The sequence below is a fragment of the Microbacterium sp. Y-01 genome, from assembly GCF_003856715.1.
In the GTDB taxonomy this organism is placed as follows: Bacteria; Actinomycetota; Actinomycetes; order Actinomycetales; family Microbacteriaceae; genus Microbacterium; species Microbacterium algeriense.
On the sequence record NZ_CP024170.1, the window covers coordinates 1992876 to 2011877 of the forward strand.

At 69.6% G+C, this 19002-nt stretch carries 14 protein-coding genes; 8 read left to right on the forward strand and 6 right to left on the reverse strand.

The window, feature by feature from the left end:
* Positions 1-80 precede the first annotated feature (80 nt).
* The 3 genes from CSX12_RS09390 to sucB all read left to right on the forward strand — a co-directional run bounded on the left by CSX12_RS09390 (position 81) and on the right by sucB (position 4805).
* Positions 81-1553, forward strand: a complete 1473-nt coding sequence (locus tag CSX12_RS09390) for a leucyl aminopeptidase (protein ID WP_124895604.1) — start codon at positions 81-83, stop codon at positions 1551-1553.
* 3 nt (positions 1554-1556) lie between these two features.
* Positions 1557-2930, forward strand: coding sequence for a dihydrolipoyl dehydrogenase (lpdA, locus tag CSX12_RS09395; protein ID WP_124895605.1), 1374 nt, complete (start codon positions 1557-1559; stop codon positions 2928-2930).
* Positions 2931-2996: 66 nt separating this feature from the next.
* Positions 2997-4805, forward strand: coding sequence for a 2-oxoglutarate dehydrogenase, E2 component, dihydrolipoamide succinyltransferase (gene sucB, locus CSX12_RS09400; RefSeq protein WP_124895606.1), 1809 nt, complete (start codon positions 2997-2999; stop codon positions 4803-4805).
* Positions 4806-4819: 14 nt separating this feature from the next.
* On the opposite strand, the gene CSX12_RS09405 is transcribed toward sucB, so the two are convergent.
* On the reverse strand, positions 4820-6271 hold the full coding sequence (locus tag CSX12_RS09405) for a hypothetical protein (protein ID WP_124895607.1): 1452 nt from the start codon (positions 6269-6271) through the stop codon (positions 4820-4822).
* A gap of 168 nt (positions 6272-6439) precedes the next feature.
* Between CSX12_RS09405 and CSX12_RS09410 the strand changes: the two genes are divergently transcribed.
* Positions 6440-7150, forward strand: coding sequence for a DUF4191 family protein (locus CSX12_RS09410; RefSeq protein ID WP_017202221.1), 711 nt, complete (start codon positions 6440-6442; stop codon positions 7148-7150).
* 57 nt (positions 7151-7207) lie between these two features.
* On the opposite strand, the gene CSX12_RS09415 is transcribed toward CSX12_RS09410, so the two are convergent.
* Complete coding sequence (locus tag CSX12_RS09415; RefSeq protein ID WP_017202222.1) at positions 7208-8395, reverse strand: RimK family alpha-L-glutamate ligase; 1188 nt, start codon at positions 8393-8395, stop codon at positions 7208-7210.
* A 17-nt stretch (positions 8396-8412) separates the two neighbouring features.
* On the opposite strand from CSX12_RS09415, the gene CSX12_RS09420 reads away from it, so the two are divergent.
* Positions 8413-8901: an ATP-dependent zinc protease gene (locus CSX12_RS09420; protein WP_124895608.1), complete on the forward strand. Its 489-nt coding sequence runs from the start codon at positions 8413-8415 to the stop codon at positions 8899-8901.
* A 7-nt stretch (positions 8902-8908) separates the two neighbouring features.
* Here the strand turns inward: CSX12_RS09420 and CSX12_RS09425 are convergent, their stop codons facing one another.
* The gene (locus CSX12_RS09425) at positions 8909-9337 is read right to left on the reverse strand and encodes an RDD family protein (protein WP_026049732.1); all 429 of its coding nucleotides are present in this window, start codon (positions 9335-9337) and stop codon (positions 8909-8911) included.
* A 146-nt stretch (positions 9338-9483) separates the two neighbouring features.
* Here CSX12_RS09425 and glnA (CSX12_RS09430) point away from each other — a divergent pair, with 146 nt between their 5' ends.
* From glnA (CSX12_RS09430) to CSX12_RS09440, 3 genes are all read left to right on the forward strand, one after another.
* Positions 9484-10908 (forward strand): type I glutamate--ammonia ligase, encoded by a 1425-nt coding sequence (gene glnA / locus CSX12_RS09430; RefSeq protein WP_124895609.1) that lies wholly within the window; start codon positions 9484-9486, stop codon positions 10906-10908.
* A 174-nt stretch (positions 10909-11082) separates the two neighbouring features.
* The gene (locus tag CSX12_RS09435; protein ID WP_124895610.1) at positions 11083-12414 is read left to right on the forward strand and encodes a serine/threonine-protein kinase; all 1332 of its coding nucleotides are present in this window, start codon (positions 11083-11085) and stop codon (positions 12412-12414) included.
* 110 nt (positions 12415-12524) lie between these two features.
* On the forward strand, positions 12525-13670 hold the full coding sequence (locus CSX12_RS09440) for an AI-2E family transporter (RefSeq protein WP_017202228.1): 1146 nt from the start codon (positions 12525-12527) through the stop codon (positions 13668-13670).
* Positions 13671-13709: 39 nt separating this feature from the next.
* Here the strand turns inward: CSX12_RS09440 and CSX12_RS09445 are convergent, their stop codons facing one another.
* Genes CSX12_RS09445 through glnA (CSX12_RS09455) form a run of 3 tightly spaced genes read right to left on the reverse strand, consistent with a single transcriptional unit; the run spans position 13710 to position 19001 of the window.
* Positions 13710-14630, reverse strand: coding sequence for a diacylglycerol kinase family protein (locus CSX12_RS09445; RefSeq protein ID WP_124895611.1), 921 nt, complete (start codon positions 14628-14630; stop codon positions 13710-13712).
* Positions 14631-14680: 50 nt separating this feature from the next.
* The gene (locus tag CSX12_RS09450) at positions 14681-17656 is read right to left on the reverse strand and encodes a bifunctional [glutamine synthetase] adenylyltransferase/[glutamine synthetase]-adenylyl-L-tyrosine phosphorylase (RefSeq protein ID WP_124895612.1); all 2976 of its coding nucleotides are present in this window, start codon (positions 17654-17656) and stop codon (positions 14681-14683) included.
* Between the two features lie 7 nt (positions 17657-17663).
* Entirely contained in the window at positions 17664-19001 is a 1338-nt protein-coding gene (gene glnA, locus CSX12_RS09455; RefSeq protein WP_124895613.1) for a type I glutamate--ammonia ligase, read from the reverse strand.
* Between the last annotated feature and the right edge of the window lies 1 nt (position 19002).

Genomic DNA, 19002 nt, shown 5'->3' on the forward strand with positions numbered 1-19002 from the left:
GCGCGGCACGTCATGCTGAGAGCGAACACGCGCACGGTCGGCGCGCGACGGCGCCGCGAGGGAGATCCTAGGATGGAGGCATGACGCTTCCCGTGCTCTCGCACACCACCGATCAGTTCCCCGGAAGCGCTGCAGATGCCGCAGTGCTCGTCGTCTCGGCTCTCCCCGAGTCCGCCGCATCCCTGGCCGACCACCCCGGCCTCGCCGACGCCCTCGCCGGCATCGGGTTCACGGGCGCAGCCGGATCCTTCACTCGCGTGTACGCACCGGATGTGACGGCGCTGCCGTTCGCCGTCGTGGGTGCGGGCGCCGATCCCGATGCCGCCGCCGTGCGTGCCGCAGCCGGCGTCGCGCTGCGCAGTCTCACGGGCTTCGACCACGTGGCGCTCGGCCTCGCAGACGGACTCGAGTCCTTCGCCGAGGCCGCGGCGGAAGGCGCGATCCTGGGCGGGCACCGCTTCGACGGCTACCGCACCGAGAAGGGGAAGACGCGCGCGACCGCCGTCACCCTCCACGCGAGCCTGGACGACGCTGCCGTCGCCCGCGCTCAGGCGGTCGGAGACGCCGTGGCCCTCGTCAAGGATCTCGTGAACGTCCCGGCCGAGTGGCAGAGTCCCGCGCAGCTGGCGCAGAGTGCCGCCGACAGCGTCGCCGACCTCGACGTCACGGTGCAGATCCTGGACGAGACCGCTCTCGCGGAGCAGGGCTTCGGCGGCATCCTCGGTGTGGGGCAGGGCTCGGACCGCCCGCCCCGCCTCGTGCGCCTCGACTACTCTCCCGCCGGCGCGACCAGGCACATCGCCCTGGTCGGCAAGGGCATCACCTTCGACACCGGAGGCCTCTCCCTGAAGCCGGCCGCATCGATGGTCGGGATGAAGTTCGACATGGCGGGTGCCGCGACCTCGCTCGCAGCGCTGCGCGCCATCGCCACGCTGGGCCTCCCCGTCCACGTCAGCGCCTGGCTCTGCATCACCGACAACATGCCCTCCGGTCGCGCACTGCGCCCCGGCGACGTCATCCGCATCCTCGACGGCACGACCGTCGAGGTGCAGAACACCGACGCCGAGGGTCGGCTGGTCCTCGCGGACGGCCTGGTCGCCGCGAGTCGCGAGCAGCCGGACGTCATCATCGACGTCGCCACGCTCACCGGAGCGATCGTCGCCGCCCTCGGACACCGCCACACCGGCGTGTTCGGAGACGACGACACGGTGGCGGAGTTCCTCGCCGCTGCGGAGCGGGTCGACGAGCCCGCCTGGCACATGCCGCTGCCGGAGTACATGGAGGAGTCGCTGGAGTCCCCCATCGCCGACCTGCAGAATGCGAACATGGGCGATCGGATGGGCGGCGCCTCGTTCGCCGGCCTCTTCCTCCGACGCTTCGTCGGACGCACCACCGACGCGGACGACGCGCCCCGCATCCCGTGGGTGCACCTCGACATCGCGGGCTCCGGGGAACACGCCGGAGCACCGTACGGCTTCACTGAGAAGGGCCCAACGGGGGCGATGGTCCGATCGATCGTCGCCTTCGCCGAAGCATCCCACCCGGAGGCATGACACATGACAACCCACACCTTCGACATCGTCGTCCTGGGCGGCGGCAGTGGCGGATACGCCGCGGCATTGCGCGCGAGTGAGCTCGGCAAGTCGGTCGCGTTGATCGAGAAGGACAAGGTCGGCGGGACCTGCCTGCACCGCGGCTGCATCCCCACCAAGGCGCTGCTGCACGCGGCCGAGGTGGCGGAGCACGTGCGCGATGCCGCCGCCGTCGGTGTGTCGGCGACGCTGGAGGGCATCGATCCCGCCGGCGTCCGCGCCTACCGCGAAGGCATCGTCGCCAAGAAGTACAAGGGGCTCGAGGGCCTGGTCAAGGCGCGCGGCATCACCACGGTCGCGGGTCTCGGCCGGCTGAACGCCGATCGGACGGTCAGCGTCGGCGACGACGTCTACGCCGGCACGGATGTCGTGCTCGCGACCGGCTCCTACAGTCGCTCGCTGCCGGGGCTCGAGATCGGCGGGCGGATCCTCACGAGTGAGCAGGCCCTGGCTCTGGATGTCATCCCCGAGCGCGTGCTCATCCTCGGCGGCGGCGTGATCGGCGTCGAGTTCGCCAGCGTATGGCGGTCCTTCGGCGCCGAGGTCACGATCGTCGAGGCGCTGCCGCACCTCGTGCCGAACGAGGACATCGCCCTGAGCAAGGGCCTGGAGCGCGCCTTCCGCCGCCGCGGCATCCAGTACTCGCTCGGCGTCCGCTTCCAGACCGCGACCCAGGACGATTCGTCCGTGACCGTCACGCTCGAGGACGGCAAGGAGTTCACCGCCGATTATCTGCTGGTGGCGGTCGGGCGCGGCCCCGTGACCGCCGACCTCGGATTCGAAGAGGCCGGCGTGACCCTGGAGCGCGGTTTCGTCACGGTCGACGAGGAGCTGCGCACCGGCGTCCCCGGCCTGTGGGCGGTGGGTGACATCGTTCCCGGTCTCCAGCTCGCGCACCGTGGTTTCCAGCAGGGAATCGCCGTCGCCGAGCGCATCGCGGGCCTGTCCCCCACGAACATCCCGGACTCCCAGATCCCGAAGGTCACCTACTCCAGCCCGGAGGTCGCCTCGGTCGGCGTCACCGAGGAGGCGGCGATCGCGGAGCACGGGGCGGACGCGGTCGTCGCGTACGAGTACAACCTCGCCGGCAACGGCAAGAGCGAGATCATCGGTACCAGCGGCCTCGTGAAGGTCGTTCGGATCAAGGAAGGCCCTGTCGTGGGTGTGCACCTGCTCGGCGATCGAGTCGGGGAGCTCATCACCGAGGGGCAGCTCGCGGTCGCCTGGGAGGCGCACCCCGAGGACATCGCTCCCCTGATCCATGCCCACCCGACCCAGAGCGAGGCACTCGGCGAAGCCTTCCTCGCACTGGCCGGAAAGCCCCTGCACGCCCTCTGAGCACCAACCGGTGCCCGAGTCACTAAGCTAGACAAGCGTCATACAACTTCTGAAGGAGACTCAGTCATGAGCACATCCGTGGTCCTCCCCGCTCTCGGTGAGAGCGTCACAGAGGGTACGGTCACCCGCTGGCTCAAGCAGGTGGGAGACACCGTGCAGGCGGATGAAGGCCTGCTCGAGATCTCGACCGACAAGGTGGACACCGAGATCCCCTCCCCCGTCAGCGGCGTGATCGAGGAGATCCTCGTGGCCGAGGATGAGACCGTCGAGGTCGGCGCCCTGCTGGCGCGGATCGGCGACGGCAGCAGCCCCGCCCCCGCCGCGGACGCCCCCGCCGCCGCCGAGCCCGCCGCAGAGCAGGCGTCGGCTGAGCCCGCGCCGGAGCCCGAAGCACCCGCGCCCGCCGCGGAGCCCGAGGCTGCACCGGCCGCTGAGGCCGCGCCCGCCGCCGCTCCTTCCGGCGACGCCACCGACATCGTGCTCCCCGAACTCGGCGAGAGCGTGACCGAGGGCACCGTCACGCGCTGGCTGAAGCAGGTCGGCGACAGCATCGCGGTCGACGAGGCGCTGCTCGAGATCTCCACCGACAAGGTCGACACCGAGATCCCCTCGCCCGTGGCCGGCGTTCTCCAGGAGATCGTCGCTGCGGAGGACGAGACGGTCGAGGTCGGTGCGGTGCTCGCTCGCGTAGGCTCCGGGGCCCCGGCGCAGGCGGCCCCCGCCGCTGAAGCTCCGGCTGCCGAGTCCGCGCCGGCTGCTCCGGCTCCCGCCGCCGAGCCGGCACCCGCCCCCGCTGCCCCGGCACCCGCCGCTCAGCCGGCTCCTGCCGCTGCACCGGCACCGGCCGCAGCCCCGGCACCCGCCGCAGCCCCGGCACCCGCCGCAGCACCGGCACCCGCCGCAGCACCGGCACCCGCCGCCGCCCCGGCACCCGCCGCAGCTCCGAAGCTCGCGCTGCCCACGGAGAACGACAACCTCTACGTGACGCCGCTCGTCCGGCGCCTCGCCGCACAGCAGGGTGTGGATCTCGCCACCGTCACCGGAACCGGTGTCGGCGGACGCATCCGCAAGGAAGACGTGCTGAAGGCTGCGGAGACCGCTTCGTCGGCTCCCGCTGCCGCGGCGTCTGCTCCCGCCCCCGCTCCGCTCGAGGTGTCTCCGCTGCGCGGCACGACGCAGCCGATGTCGCGTCTGCGCAAGGTGCTCGCCAAGCGTGCGGTCGAGTCGATGCAGCAGACGGCTCAGCTCACGACCGTCGTCGAGGTCGACGTGACGGCCCTCGCCGAATACCGCGACAGCGTGAAGGCCTCCTTCCTGGAGAAGACAGGCGACAAGCTGTCGTTCCTGCCGTTCTTCGCGCTCGCCACGGCCGAGGCGCTGCAGGCGTTCCCGATCGTGAACGCGACGGTCGACGGGGAGAACATCGTGTACCCGGCCAGCGAGAACGTGTCGATCGCGGTCGACACCGAGCGCGGCCTGCTCACGCCGGTGCTGCGCGACGCGGCGTCGAAGAACATCGCGCAGATCGCCCACGAGATCGCGGATCTCGCCGCTCGCACCCGCGACAACAAGCTGAAGCCCGACGAGCTCGCCGGCGGAACCTTCACGCTGACCAACACGGGTTCGCGTGGCGCGCTGTTCGACACTCCTGTCGTCTTCCTTCCGCAGTCGGCGATCCTCGGCACCGGCACGGTCGTCAAGCGTCCCGGCCTTGTGAAGGTCGGCGGCGCGGACGCGATCGCCATCCGCTCGTACGTGTACCTCGCGCTCTCGTACGACCACCGGATCATCGACGGTGCCGACGCGGCACGCTTCCTCGGAGCCGTCAAGGCTCGCCTCGAGGCCGCGCAGTTCGCCTCGCAGCTCGGAGCCTGACTCCGGAGAACCGATCATGGCTGGTCCGCGACGTCGTAGGCGTCGCGGACCAGCCATTTCTGTTCCGCGCGGATGAGCACCACCATCTTCTCCGCGGAGGAGACCGCTTCGTCATTCCCCAGACTCTCGACGCGGAGGCGGACGACCGCCACGTCGCCGTACTCGTCCACGAGCTCTGCGGTCGAGCTCGCCGTGTCGACGCCGGCGAGAGCATCGACGACGCCCGTGGAGCCCGTCGCCACCGCGCCGGAACAGGAGTCGTCGCCCGCCGATCGGCAGCCCCCGATCGTGGCGAGCAATTCGGCTACGGCACCGACCGCATCACCGGCCGCGGCGCTCGGAGCCGTGGCCGACGGGGCCGTCTCGGCCACCTCGCCTGCCCCGTCGAGAGTCGGAACCGGCGCCGGCCGGGTGGGAGGCGCGGGGACCGCGGGGGACGGCGACGCGAGGCTTGCCCTCTCAGCAGTGCCCGTGGCCTCCCCTTCCGGCCAGAGCAGCCCCGCCGCGAGCACAGCCGCGGCAGCGGTCCCCGCGATGACCACGACGCGACGCCGTCTCACCGGCGCAGCGGTCTTCTCCTTCCGCGGTGCAGCCCGCCGAACGGGAAGAGTGCCCCGGACACGGGCGATGGCCGCCTCCCCGGCGTGCACGGCGGCCTCCGCCGCATCGGAGACCCTCCGCGACCGAGCGTCGTCTCGCCGCCTCGCGCCGGTGCGGGAACGGTGCGCGCGCAGCCGCTGGCCCTGTGACGCCGCGCTGGGCTCACGGGACGCCACCGTCCGAGCGACCTCTCGCGCGCGCTCGGGTGTCGAACTGCGGCGCTCCAGCGGCTGCGGTGCGGCGATCGACAGGAGCTCCTGCTCCCACGAGGCGAGGAGCCGCCGAGGCAGCCGAGGCTGCGCGCCGACTCGCCGGATCCCCTCCTCGATCGTCGCGAGCGACCGCCTGAGCAGTCTGTCCGCGCTCTGCTCCCCCAGTGCTCGGACGATCTCCAGGACCCCCGTCCGCACATCGGGTCCTTCCCCGAGCACGCACACCGGTCGGCCGCGATCCGTGAGCCACCATGTGCCGCTCCGCGGAGCCTCGACGCCCTCCTCCATCTCGTCGAGACCCCGCAGGAGACTGATCGCGAGCGTGGTGCACTCGCCCGGCGTCAGGACGGCTCCCACAGCCGCCCGACGGTCGACGAGGCCCCGCAACCGATCGGAGCACCACGGCAACAGCACGTCATGCCCGACGCGGCGTCGGATGACGTCGAGCGGCGCGGCCACATGCTCCGCGCCGCAGAACCGCCACCCGGCCCACCCACCGAGCGATGATTCATCCACCCGCACCGCCACCCCGTCCCCCCGGGTGACGAGCGTGCCGGCGAACGGCCCCTCCCGCGCATCGAGGGTACGGATCACACGGTGCGCCCCCGGAACCAGCGCGCTGCCCCGGTCGTGTGCCGTCTCGACGTCTGCCATGCGTCCATCAGAGCGCACCGAGGTGACGCGGCGGCCGGTTCGGGCCCGATGTGGACGCTTTCGCTCCGCGCCGACGACTGTGCAGGAGGACTCAGACCAAAGCAGCGCCGCTCCGCTTCGCGCGAACGCGGGCATCAGGAGGGCCACGGAATCGGTAGGCTGGTCCTCATGGCAAAGCGTGCTCCTGAACCCGAAAAGCGTCCTGGGTTCTTCTCCCAGATCAAGTCCCTCTTCCGGTTCACGCGTGAGGCCTACCCGTGGCTCCCCTGGGCGCAGGCCGCGATCCTGGTCGGCGGAGTGCTCCTCGGCCTCGTCGCCGGATACCTGATCCCGCCCGTCCAGGTGTGGACCGTCATCCTGTGGGGCATCACCGGGCTCATGTTGGGCATCCTCGGCGCCCTGTTCCTGATGACCCGTCTGTCGACCTCCGCGATGTACACGAAGATCGACGGCATGCCCGGAGCCACCGGCCACGTCCTCAGCACGAGCCTCGGGCGCAGCTGGCAGGCGTCCGAGACTCCGGTCGGGATCAACCCGAAGACGCAGGAAGCGGTGTACCGCACGGTCGGACGCGGCGGCATCGTCGTAGTCGGCGAAGGCGCGCGCGGCAGGCTCACCCGTCTCGTGAACGAGGAGCGCAGCAAGGCGCAGCGCGTCGCCCACGGCGTTCCCGTGACGGTCCTCTACGTCGGCCACGGTGAGGACGAAGTTGCGATCGCGGATCTCGCCAAGACCATCAAGAAGCTTCCGAAGGCGATCGACAAGGCCACGATGGCCGCGGTGATCCGTCGCATCGACTCGGTATCCCAGTCGCTGTCGTCGCTGCCCATCCCGAAGGGGATCGACCCCACGAAGGTCCGCTCTCAGCGACCTCGTTGACCCGCTGTCCGCGTTGCCGGAGCGCGCCCGTCCCTCACGGGGCGGCCGCGCTCTCGTTCATTCGGAGAGCGGCTGGCGGGGCAGGCGACGCACCTTCGCCCTCCGGCGACGCCGCTCCGGGACCATCGAGCGCATCTCGTCGAGCTTGCCGAAGCAGAAGAGCCGGTCGTCCGCCTCGAGCACCACGTGCTTGCGCGGGTTCGGGATCACGCTGACCCCGCGGTGGAGGGTGAGCACCGTGATGTCGCGCTCCCAGAGCCCCGCCTCCCCCAGCGTCTTGCCCACCAGATCCACGGCGCCGTGCACCATGAGCTCGGCGACGCCGTAGCCGGTCGACACCGTGAGGCGCTGCCGCACATCGATCTCGGGGAAAGCCACCTGACCGGCGATGTAGTCGATGATGGCGCCCGCCACATCGAGCTTGGTCGCCGTCTCGATCCCCTGGAGCCCCGGGGAGGAGTTGACCTCCATGACGAGGGGGCCGTCGTCGCCCTCCAGCATGTCGACACCCGCCACACGCAGACCCATGATCTGCGCCGACCGCACGGCCGCGCGCTCGTAGACGGGGTCGAGCTCGATCGCCTCGACTGATCCGCCGCGGTGTACGTTCGACCGGAACTCATCGCCGGCGGCCGAGCGGCGCATGGCGGCCACGACCCGGTCCCCCACCACCAGGGCGCGGATGTCGCGTCCGCGGCTCTCGGAGATGAACTTCTGGATCAGCACGTTCTGCTTGGTGGAGTGCAGCGTCTCGATGATCGCCTCCGCCACCTTCACCTGTGGCGCGAGGATGACGCCGATCCCCTGCGTGCCCTCGAGCAGCTTGATGACGACCGGCGCACCGCCGACACGCTCGATCGCGGGACGCACGTCGGCGCGATTGCGCACGAACGCCGTCGGAGGCATCGCGATGTTGTGCCGCGAGAGGATCTGGTTCGCGCGGAGCTTGTCGCGCGCGCTGGAGATGCCGTTCGCCGTGTTCGGCGTGTACACGTCCATCTGCTCGAACTGCCGCACCACGGCGGTGCCGAAGTATGTGATCGAGTTGCCGATCCGGGGCAGGATCGCGTCGTAGTCGCTCAGCTGGCGTCCCCGGTAGTGCAGGTCCGGTTCGTCGGACGTGAGATCGATCGCGAAGCGCAGCGTATTGAGCACTTTGACGTTGTGCCCTCGCTGAAGCGCGGCTGCGCGCAGTCGCTGGGTGGAGTACGCCTGCGGCGCGCGGGAGAGCACTGCGATCTTCACGGGGAATTCCTGCCAGGATGTATCAGGTGAGTAGGTCTACCCATTCAAACACCCTTACGGGGTGGCGAGAGTGGGTCAGCCTGCCCGATCTCGATGTCGACTGGATCAAAGCCAAGATCGACACCGGTGCCCGCACCTCCTCACTGCACGCGTTCGACATCCGCGAGTTCGACCGCGAGGGCGAGGCGTGGGTCCGCTTCCGGGTGAAGCCGTGGCAGGACAGCCAGGAGGATGCGGTCGTGGTCGAGTGCCCCGTGCACGATCGCCGCGCGGTGCGCAGCTCCTCCGGTCATGCCCAGGAGCGGCTCGTCGTGCAGCTGCGCATCCGCCTCGTCGACCGCGAAGTGCTCGCCGAGATCACGCTCAGCAACCGCGACGAGATGGGCTTCCGGATGCTGATCGGCCGGGAGGCGCTGCGCCGCGGATACATCGTCGACCCCGCGCGGTCCTTCCTCGGCGGGCGTGCGCCCCGCGAGGCTCGTCGCCGCAACCGCGGTCGCGACTGAGCGCGGGTCAGGTGCGGACCAGGACGGTGCCGACGACCTTGTCGTGCAGCCCGCGCTGATCGGCGTCCCAGATAACGGCCGGCACGACCACGACGAGAAGCAGAGTGCGCACGATCGGACGCCACAGCCCGACCCATGCGCCGTCGAGGCGAACGACACGCATGCCGAGGATGCGGTGCCCCGGGCTGCCGCCAGCGGTCGGGATGAAGAGGATCTGCAGCACGGCGAACACCAGCATCGGCGCGAACTGGGTCAGACCGGCCTCGGTGGGCAGCGCGAACTGGTTGAAGCCGAGGAACCCGGTGGCGATGATCGTGGCGGCGGCGTAGTCGATCAGGAGTGCCCCGATGCGGCGGCCGGGACGCGCGATGCTCCCGCTGCCGGATTCAGGGAGTCCGAGGCGTTCGCCGGGGTACGAGTTCACAGCATCCGTCACTCCCCCAGCCTACCGAGCGCGGAATACCGGTCAGGCGCCCCGCTCCTGTAACACGCCCGAAACAAAGCGGATACCGTAGAGAAATCCCCCGTCCGTACTCTGCAGAGTGGCCGTGAAGCCATCGATCCGCATTACAGGAGTCGTACATGTTCAAAGATTCGTCCGAGGTACTGTCCTACATCCAGGAGAACGACGTCAAGTTCCTTGACATCCGTTTCACCGACCTCCCTGGTGTGCAGCAGCACTTCAACATCCCTGCGGCGACGGTCGACGAGGCGTTCTTCACGGACGGTCAGCTGTTCGACGGCTCCTCTATCCGGGGCTTCGCGAGCATCCACGAGTCCGACATGCAGCTCATCCCGGACGTGACCACGGCCTACATCGACCCCTTCCGCGAGGCCAGCACCCTCGTGATGCTGTTCGACATCTACAACCCGCGCACCGGCGAGATCTACTCGAAGGACCCGCGCCAGGTCGCCAAGAAGGCCGAGAAGTACCTGGCCTCGACCGGCATCGCCGACACCGCGTTCTTCGCCCCCGAGGCGGAGTTCTACATCTTCGACGACGTGCGCTACTCCGTGACCGCCGGCGAGAGCTTCTACAAGGTCGACTCCGAGGAAGCCGCCTGGAACACCGGCCGCGAGGAGGAGGGCGGAAACCTCGCCAACAAGACCCCGTACAAGGGCGGCTACTTCCCCGTGAGCCCGGTCGACAAGACCGCTGACCTGCGCGACGACATCACCCTCAAGCTCATCGAGGCCGGGTTCATCCTCGAGCGCTCGCACCACGAGGTCGGCACCGCGGGCCAGCAGGAGATCAACTACCGCTTCGACACCATGGTGCACGCGGCCGACGACATCCTGAAGTTCAAGTACATCGTCAAGAACACCGCCAACGAGTGGGGCAAGGTCGCGACCTTCATGCCGAAGCCGCTCTACGGCGACAACGGCTCCGGCATGCACACGCACCAGTCGCTGTGGAACGACGGCAAGCCGCTGTTCTATGACGAGGCCGGCTACGGCCAGCTCAGCGACATCGCGCGCTGGTACATCGGCGGCATCCTGGCCCACGCGCCGGCGCTGCTCGCGTTCACCAACCCGACGCTGAACAGCTACCACCGTCTGGTCAAGGGCTTCGAGGCTCCGGTCAACCTCGTCTACTCGGCCGGCAACCGGTCCGCCGCGATCCGCATCCCGATCACGGGGTCGAACCCGAAGGCCAAGCGCATCGAGTTCCGCGCCCCCGACGCCTCGGGCAACCCGTACCTCGCCTTCGCCGCGCAGCTCATGGCCGGCCTCGACGGCATCAAGAACCGCATCGAGCCGCACGAGCCGGTCGACAAGGACCTGTACGAGCTGCCGCCCGAGGAGGCCAAGAACATCCCGCAGGTGCCGAACTCGCTGCTGGACTCGCTCGAGGCGCTCCGCACCGACCACCAGTTCCTCCTCGAGGGCGGCGTGTTCACCGAGGAGCTCATCGAGACCTGGATCTCCTACAAGTACGAGAACGAGATCCTGCCGATCGCGCAGCGTCCGCACCCGTTCGAGTACGAGCTGTATTTCGGAGTCTGAGCCGCACCTCCGCTCGAGAGCCCGTTCCCGCTTCGCGGGGGCGGGCTCTCTGCGCGTCCGCGGGCACCTTGCAGGTCATCGCGTGCGAGTCAAGCCCGATGTCAAGCGTCGTCGGCGCCCATAGAGTCATGAGCGTCGTCGGGATGACCCGATCCGGGCGACCAGGAGGCAGCGATGTGGACCCAGGATGCACCGCCGACGGAGGCGCTGCTCGACGCGCGCTATCGACTCGCGGAGATGGTCGGCGAAGGCGGCATGGCCACCGTGTACCGCGCGGAGGACATCCTTCTCGGCCGCACGGTCGCCGTGAAGGTCATTCGACGCGAGCCTCGGGCCGTCGTCGGATCCGCCGACAGGGCGCACACCGAGAAGGCCCTGCTCGCCTCGCTGAACCACCCGTCCCTCGTCACCCTGCTCGACGCCCGGCTCGACCCGGGGCGCGAGCAGTACCTCGTCATGGAGTTCGTCGCCGGGCCGACGCTCAGCACACGGATGGCGCGGTCGGCCATCCCTCCGCAGGAGGTCGCGCATATCGGAGCAGACATCGCCGAGGCCCTGCATGTCGTGCATGCGGCGGGAATCGTGCACCGGGACGTCAAGCCGTCGAACGTCCTCCTCGTCCCTCCGTCCACGGACGGCGACCGCTGGCGGGCGAAACTCGCGGACTTCGGCATCGCCTGCACGCTGGACGCCTCACGGGTGACATCCCCCGGCTTCGTGCTCGGCACGGTGGCGTACATGGCCCCGGAACAGCTGCGCAACGCCGACGTCCACCCCGCGCTCGACATCTACGCTCTCGGACTTGTGCTGCTCGAGGCACTGACCGGGCAACCCGGATTCCCCACCGGACTCGGCGTGCAGTCCGCGCTGTCGCGGCTGCACATCCCGCCGGAGATCCCGGCTTCGCTCGGGCCGAGATGGGTCGACCTCCTCACGAGGATGACGGCACTCGATCCGGACGAGCGGCCGCGTGCCCTCGAGGCCGCCAGGACGATCAGGGAGATCGCCACGTCGCCAGCGGCTCCCGTCGCGAACGCCGCAGCACCGCTGCCGCCCGCCATTACCGCCGTTCCCGCCGTTCCCGCGGCCACACTGCTGCTGCCCGCCGCGGAGAGCGCACCGGTCACGGCGCCGACGCGGCGGCTTCGCCACAGACGAGATGCGCGCCGGCGTTCCCGCCGTCTCGTCCTCGTCGGAGCAGCCGTCGCGGCGATCGTCGTCGGGTCGGCGACGTCCGCGGCGTGGATGAGCGGCAGCACGGAGCCGGAGCTCTCCCGTTCGGCGGTGACCGCTCCCCCGCGGACCGCGCCTTCCGCAGCTCCCGTGGAGCAGTCTGCGCCGCCCGCCGAGGAGACCACGACCGTCGTCCCCGCGTCGACGAGCGAGGACGACGGCGGGCAGAAGGCGGAGAAGGGCCCGAAGGCCGAGAAGGATCAGGGGCCCAGAAGCAACAACGGCAAAGGGCCGGACAAGAGGGACAAGCCCGGCAAGGGCGACGACAAGTGAGCTGACGATCCTCCTCGGCTGCCGTCGGCGCGCCCCGTAGGGTGTCGCTGACCGTGCGCGCGCGTCGCGTGGAGGAAGATCGACTGAGTTCGGAAAGAGGGAGGGGCCTCATGCGCCGCAAGAGAGTGATCGCGCCCAATGAGCCGCAGACGGTGGCGGCGCAGCGCCGGTCGACCACGACGGTCGCCGCGGCCGCACGCGCCAACCCGTTCATGTTCGGGCTCCTCGGTGCGCTCGGCGTGCTGGTCGCCCTCGCCATCGGCGGAATCGTGGACCAGCTCGCGACCGTGCTCGTGTATATCGGCGTCGCGCTCTTCCTGGCCCTCGGCCTCGACCCGATCGTCACGTTCATCGAGAAGAAGCTCCCCCGCCCCGCGGCCGTGACCATCGTGGTCGCGGTCGTCATCCTCGCCTTCGCGGGCATCATCCTCGCGATCGTCCCGGTGCTGGTCGAACAGATCAGCAACCTCATCAAGGACGGCCCGAAGATGGTCGAGGACTTCATGGAGAGCCAGTGGTTCAAGGATGTGAGCGGCCAGTTCGGCACGACCATCCAGGATGCGGCACAGGGTGTCCTCGACTTCGTCCAGAACCCCGACAACTTCCTCGACATCGGCGGCGGCGTCTTCGCGGTCGGTGCCGGTATCGCCGGCGGCCTCACCGGCGTCACGATCGTGCTGATCCTCACGCTCTACTTCATGGCGTCGCTGCGCAGCATGAAGCGCACCGCCGCGCGCTTCGTCCCGTCCTACCAGCGCGACACGTTCAGCGAGCTGCTGGAGGACGTCTCCGGTGCGGTCGGACGCTACGTCATGGGCCAGGCCAGCCTGGCGCTCATCAACGGCGTCCTCAGCCTCATCGTGCTGTCGATCATCGGCGCTCCGGTACCGGCCCTGCTCGCGCTCATCGCCTTCATCGGATCGATGATCCCGCTCGTCGGAACGTTGACGGCCTCCATCATCAACTCGCTGATCTGCCTGTTCGTCTCGCCTGTGACGGCGCTCATCGCCTTCGGCTACTACCTCGTCTACATGCAGATCGAGGCATACGTGCTCTCGCCGCGCATCATGAGCCGCGCCGTCGCCGTCCCCGGGGCTCTCGTGGTCATCGCCGCCGTGGCCGGCGGCGCACTCGGTGGCATCCTCGGTGCTCTCGTCGCCATCCCGGTCGCCGCGAGCATCATCATCATCGTGCAGAAGGTGATCTTCCCCGCCCAGGACCGCAAGAAGGCCCCGCCCGTGATCACCGCCCCGTGACCTGAGCGACGGGACGAGGCTGGCTGAGGCGGGTGCGCCTCAGTGGACGAGCAGGGCTCCCGGCTGCACGCGAACGTCGAAGGCGGAGACCTCGCCCATCTCCTCGCCGTCGATCTCGAAGACGAGAGGCGTCTTCAGCTCCACCGAGACCGTCTCGACGGGGAGGTGACGCGCGGAGTCGGTGCTGACGGCCTCGTCGGCTGCCCCGAAGATGCGGCGGATGCCGTTGTCCCAGACGAAGGTGCGCAGCGTGTCCAGCCACTGAAGGGCCCCGTCGGCGCTGATCATCAGCACGTCGAGCTTGCCGTCGTCGAGGACCGCGTCCGGCAGCAGCCGGATCCCGCCCTGGACCATTCCGCAGTTCCCGATGAGCATGGTGTGACCGCGCACGGCGACCGCTTTGTCGCCGTCGATCGCGATCGTGATGTCGGTCATCTCGGTCCCGGCGAGAGCCCGGCCCATCGCCTCCACGTAAGCCAGCCAGCCGGCCTTCGACTTGAGGTCGTCATCCGTCTCCACCAGCATCTGCGCATCGATGCCGAAGCCGACCATGACGGCGAAGGCGTACTCGGCCCCGTCGTACGACACCCAGCCGAGGTCGATCCGACGCGGCTCGGAGTCGCGGATCCGCTCGAACGCCGCGGCCACGTTGTTCAGCGGGATCTCCAGGTTGCGCGCCAGCAGATTTCCCGTGCCCTGCGGCACGATGCCGAGCGCGGTATCCGAGCCCGCGAGTGATTCAGCGACGGCCCGCACGGTCCCGTCCCCGCCCACCGCGATGACGAGCTCGCGGCCGTCCTCCTGAGCCTCACGAGCCATGCCGCGACCCGGGTCCTCGGGCGTGGTCTCCCACCACCGGATGTCCTGCTCCGCACCGAACACGTCGCTTGCGGCGGTCTGCAGAACCTCCTTCTCGACCTTCGAGGGGTTCCAGACGATGCCGATGCGCGAGTAGGTCATATCGCCAGCTTGCGACAGCCGGTTCGATACCGCAAACTCGCGGCCTCCGGCTAACCGTAGAACAGCTGCTCGAAGGTCTTCCTCGCGCGTCGCGTCACGCCCAGATAGTCCTCTTCCAGCTCCGTCGCGGAACGATCCGGGTACCCCAGCAGCCGTCCGATCGCGTCGAGCTGACGCCGGTCTGCGGGCAGCACGTCGCTGGTCTGACCGGTGAGCAGGGTGATCGCCGAGCGCAGTCGGCTCGACAGCAGCCAGGCCTCCCGAAGCCGTGCGGCGTCATCCTCCGAGACGAGATCCGCGGCGACTGCGGCATCCAGCGCTCCGAGCGTCGAAGTGGTGCGCAGGCCCGGCACAGCATGCGCGTGCTGGAGCTGGAGCAGCTGCACGAGCCACTCCACGTCGCTGAGCGTGCCAGGACCGAGCTTGAGGTGACGCCGGGGGTCGGCGCCCTGAGGAAGACGCTCCCCCTCGACCCTCGCCTTGATGCGCTTGATCTCGCGGATGCCCTGCAGATCCACCGACTCGGGATAGCGGATGGCGTCGGCCAGCGACGTGAAGCGCGCGATGAGCTTCGCGCTTCCCGCGACACCGCGGGCGCGCAGCAGCGCCTGGGCCTCCCACGAGAGGGACCAGCGGCGGTAGTACTCGGTGTAGGCGTCGAAGGACCGTACGAGCGGCCCGTTGCGCCCTTCCGGCCGCAGCCCGGCGTCGAGGTCCAGCGGCAGACGGTGGTCGGTGAGCTGCTCGCGCAACCCTGCCACGATCCGGGTGGCGAGTCGCTGCGCCTGTTGCGGATCGACGCCGTTCGCGTCGTAGACGTACAGGATGTCGGCGTCCGATCCGAAGCCGAGCTCGGCTCCCCCGAATCGGCCCATCGCGATCACCGCGAAGTCGAGCGCCTCGTCCTCCGGAGGGACGACATCGCGCATGACCGCGCGCAACGCGGCCTGGATGGTCGCCTCCGTGATCTCCGTGAGCGCGGTGGCGACCTCCTCGATCGTGAGCACGTCCAGCACGGCCCCCATCGCCGTCCGCAGCAGCTCCCGGCGGCGTAGCGCTCTGACCGCCCGCAGCGCATCGCCGATCGTCTCGTGCCGGGTCTGGATCGCGCGTGCCTCCTCGTCCAGCGCCGCCGCGCCACGAGGTCGCAGGCGTCCGGCGTTGTCGAGCCACGCCACCGACTCGGGGATCCACTCCAGCAGCTCGCCGATGTAGCGGGATGACGACAGCAGGCGGGTCAGGCTCTCGGCCGCGCCCGAGGAGTCGCGCAGCATCCGGAGGAACCACGGCGTGTCCCCGAGCCGCTCGCTGATGCGGCGGAAGGCCAGCAGCGCGTAGTCGGGATCGCTGCCGTCGGCGAACCATCGCACCATGACGGGCATCAGATGTCTCTGGATGGTCGCCTTGCGGCTGAGCCCGCTCGTGAGGGCGCCGATGTGCCGCAGAGCACCCGTGGGGTCTCGGAACCCGATCGCCGCGAGCCGATCGTGGGCCTGGGCGGCCGACAGGGTGCGTTCCTCTTCCGGCAGCCCGGCGACGGCGGAAAGCAGCGGCCGGTAGAACAGCCGGGTATGGATCTCGCGCACCTCGCGGCGCACGGTCTCCCACCGCGACCACACGCCCTCGCCGCTCTCCGCCAGTCCGCTGCTCCGTGCCAGGATCCGCAGGCCCGCCGGCGTCCGCGGCATCAGGTGCGTGCGACTGAGCTCGCGAAGCTGCAGACGATGCTCCATCAGGCGGAGCAGACGGTAATCATCGGCGAAGGCCGCCGCGTCCACGCGTCCGATGTACCCGCCCTCCACCAGGGCGTCGAGGCTCTCGAGCGTCCCCCGCGTGCGCAGGGACTCATCCGTGAGTCCGTGGACCAGCTGCAGCAGCTGCACCGTGAACTCGATGTCGCGCAGTCCCCCGGCTCCGAGCTTCAGCTGATACGGCGCGTCCTCGGGGTCGATGTGCTCCATCACGCGCTCGCGCATCCGCTGGACGCTCTCGACGAAGTCGTCTCTCGCCGCGCTGGACCAGATCTTCGGCTGCACCGCGGCGATGTACTCCGCGCCGAGCTCGGGGTCCCCGGCGAGGGGACGCGCCTTCAGCAGTGCCTGGAACTCCCAGCTCTTCGCCCAGCGGTCGTAGTACGCCAGATGCGAGCCGAGCGAGCGGACCAGTGCGCCCTGCTTGCCCTCCGGCCGCAGCGCGGCGTCCACCTCCCAGAGCGGCGGCTCGATCTCGATCGCACTGAGGTTGCGCATGGTCTCGCGCGCGAGACGGGTGGCGATGTCGATCGATCGGGCCTCGCTCACGACCTCTTCGTCCCGCGTGCCGCCGACGAAGATCACGTCCACGTCACTGACGTAGTTCAGCTCCCGGGCGCCCGCCTTCCCCATGCCGATGACGGCCAGACGCGTCGCGGCCACCTCCGCGTGTCCGAGCGACTCCTGCAAGCGGGCTCTGGCCACCGCCAGAGAGGCCTCCAGTGCGGCACCGGCGAGGTCGGCCAGGGCGGCCGAGACCGCGGCCACTTCAGTCTGCGGGTCCCGGCTCGTCAGATCGTAGGCGGCGATGGCGGCCAGCTCGCGACGGTAGGCGACACGGACCGCTGTGATGGCGTCGTCGTCCCCCGCCCCGGCGAATCCGTCTCGTGCTCCGACGGACGCGAGCAGTCGCTCCTCCAGGTCCTGCGCGGCAGGGAGAGCATCCAGCGCACCGTCGAGGATCGACAGCTGGTCCGGGTGCCGGAGGAAGAACTCCGCCAGCCCCTCGGAGGCGCCGAAGACCCGCCACACCCGCCGCCGAGTCGCCTCGTCGTCGAGAAGCCGCCGCAGCGGCGTTTCGTCGCGACGAGCGACGCGGAGGAGTCCGCGCACGGCGGCGTCCGGGTCGGCGGCGTCGGACGCCTCCAGCAGCACGCTGCGGGGCCGGTCGAGGATGCTCGACAGCTCGGTCAGAGCCGCCGCTGCCTCGCTCAGCTCCGCGAAGCCGAGTCTCGCCAGCGCCGAGAGCGAGACCGAATCGTCGGGACGGGCCATGCCGCGCTCAGAGGAGCTCGAGGTTGTTCTTCAGCTCCAGCGGCGTGACCTGCCCGCGGTAGGCCTCCCACTCCTTGCGCTTGTTGAGCAGCACGTAGTTGAACACCTGCTCACCGAGGGTCTCGGCGACGAGCTCCGACTCCTCCATGTACTCCAGCGCGTGGTCGAGGCTCGCGGGCAGCGCCGAGTAGCCCAGCGCACGGCGCTCCGCATCGCTGAGCGCCCACACGTTGTCCTCGGCCTCGGGCGGAAGCTCGTAGCCTTCCTCGATGCCCTTGAGTCCGGCGGCCAGCATGAGCGCATACGCCAGGTACGGGTTGGCCGCGGAGTCCAGAGCGCGGTACTCCACCCGGGAGGACTGCCCCTTGTTCGGCTTGTACATCGGCACACGGACGAGCGCGGAGCGGTTGTTGTGACCCCAGGTGATGAAGCTCGGGGCCTCGTCGCCGCCCCACAGACGCTTGTACGAGTTGACGAACTGGTTCGTCACGGCGGAGATCTCGTTCGCGTGCCGGAGGAGTCCCGCGATGAAGTGGCGGCCGGTCTTCGACAGCTGGTACTTCGCGCCCTCCTCGTAGAAGGCGTTCTGGTCGCCCTCGAACAACGACATGTGGGTGTGCATGCCGCTGCCGGGGTGGCCGCTGAGCGGCTTCGGCATGAACGTGGCGTAGACGCCCTGCTCGATCGCCACCTCTTTGATGACGGTGCGGAACGTCATGACGTTGTCCGCCGTCGTCAGAGCATCCGCGTAGCGGAGGTCGATCTCGTTCTGCCCGGGTCCGCCCTCGTGGTGGCTGAACTCCACCGAGATCCCCAGGTCCTCCAGCATGCGCACGGAGCGGCGGCGGAAGTCGTGGGCCGTGCCGCCCGGCACGTTGTCGAAGTAGCCGGCCGAGTCGACCGGAACAGGCCCCTCGGGTCCGAACGACGACGACTTCAGCAGATAGAACTCGATCTCCGGATGCGTGTAGAACGTGAACCCCGCGTCCGCTGCCTTCGCGAGCGTCCGCTTGAGCACGTGCCGCGGGTCTGCCACGGCCGGCTGCCCGTCCGGAGTCGTCAGGTCGCAGAACATGCGCGCGGTCGGGTCGATCTCCCCACGCCACGGCAGCGTCTGGAACGTCGTCGGATCGGGCTGCGCGAGCAGATCGGACTCGTAGGTGCGGGTCAGGCCCTCGATGGCCGACCCGTCGAACCCGATGCCCTCCGCGAAGGCGCCCTCCACCTCGGCCGGCGCGATCGCCACGGACTTGAGTGTTCCGATGACATCGGTGAACCAGAGCCGCACGAACTTGACGCCGCGCTCCTCGATCGTCCGGAGGACGAAGTCCCTCTGCTTGTCCATG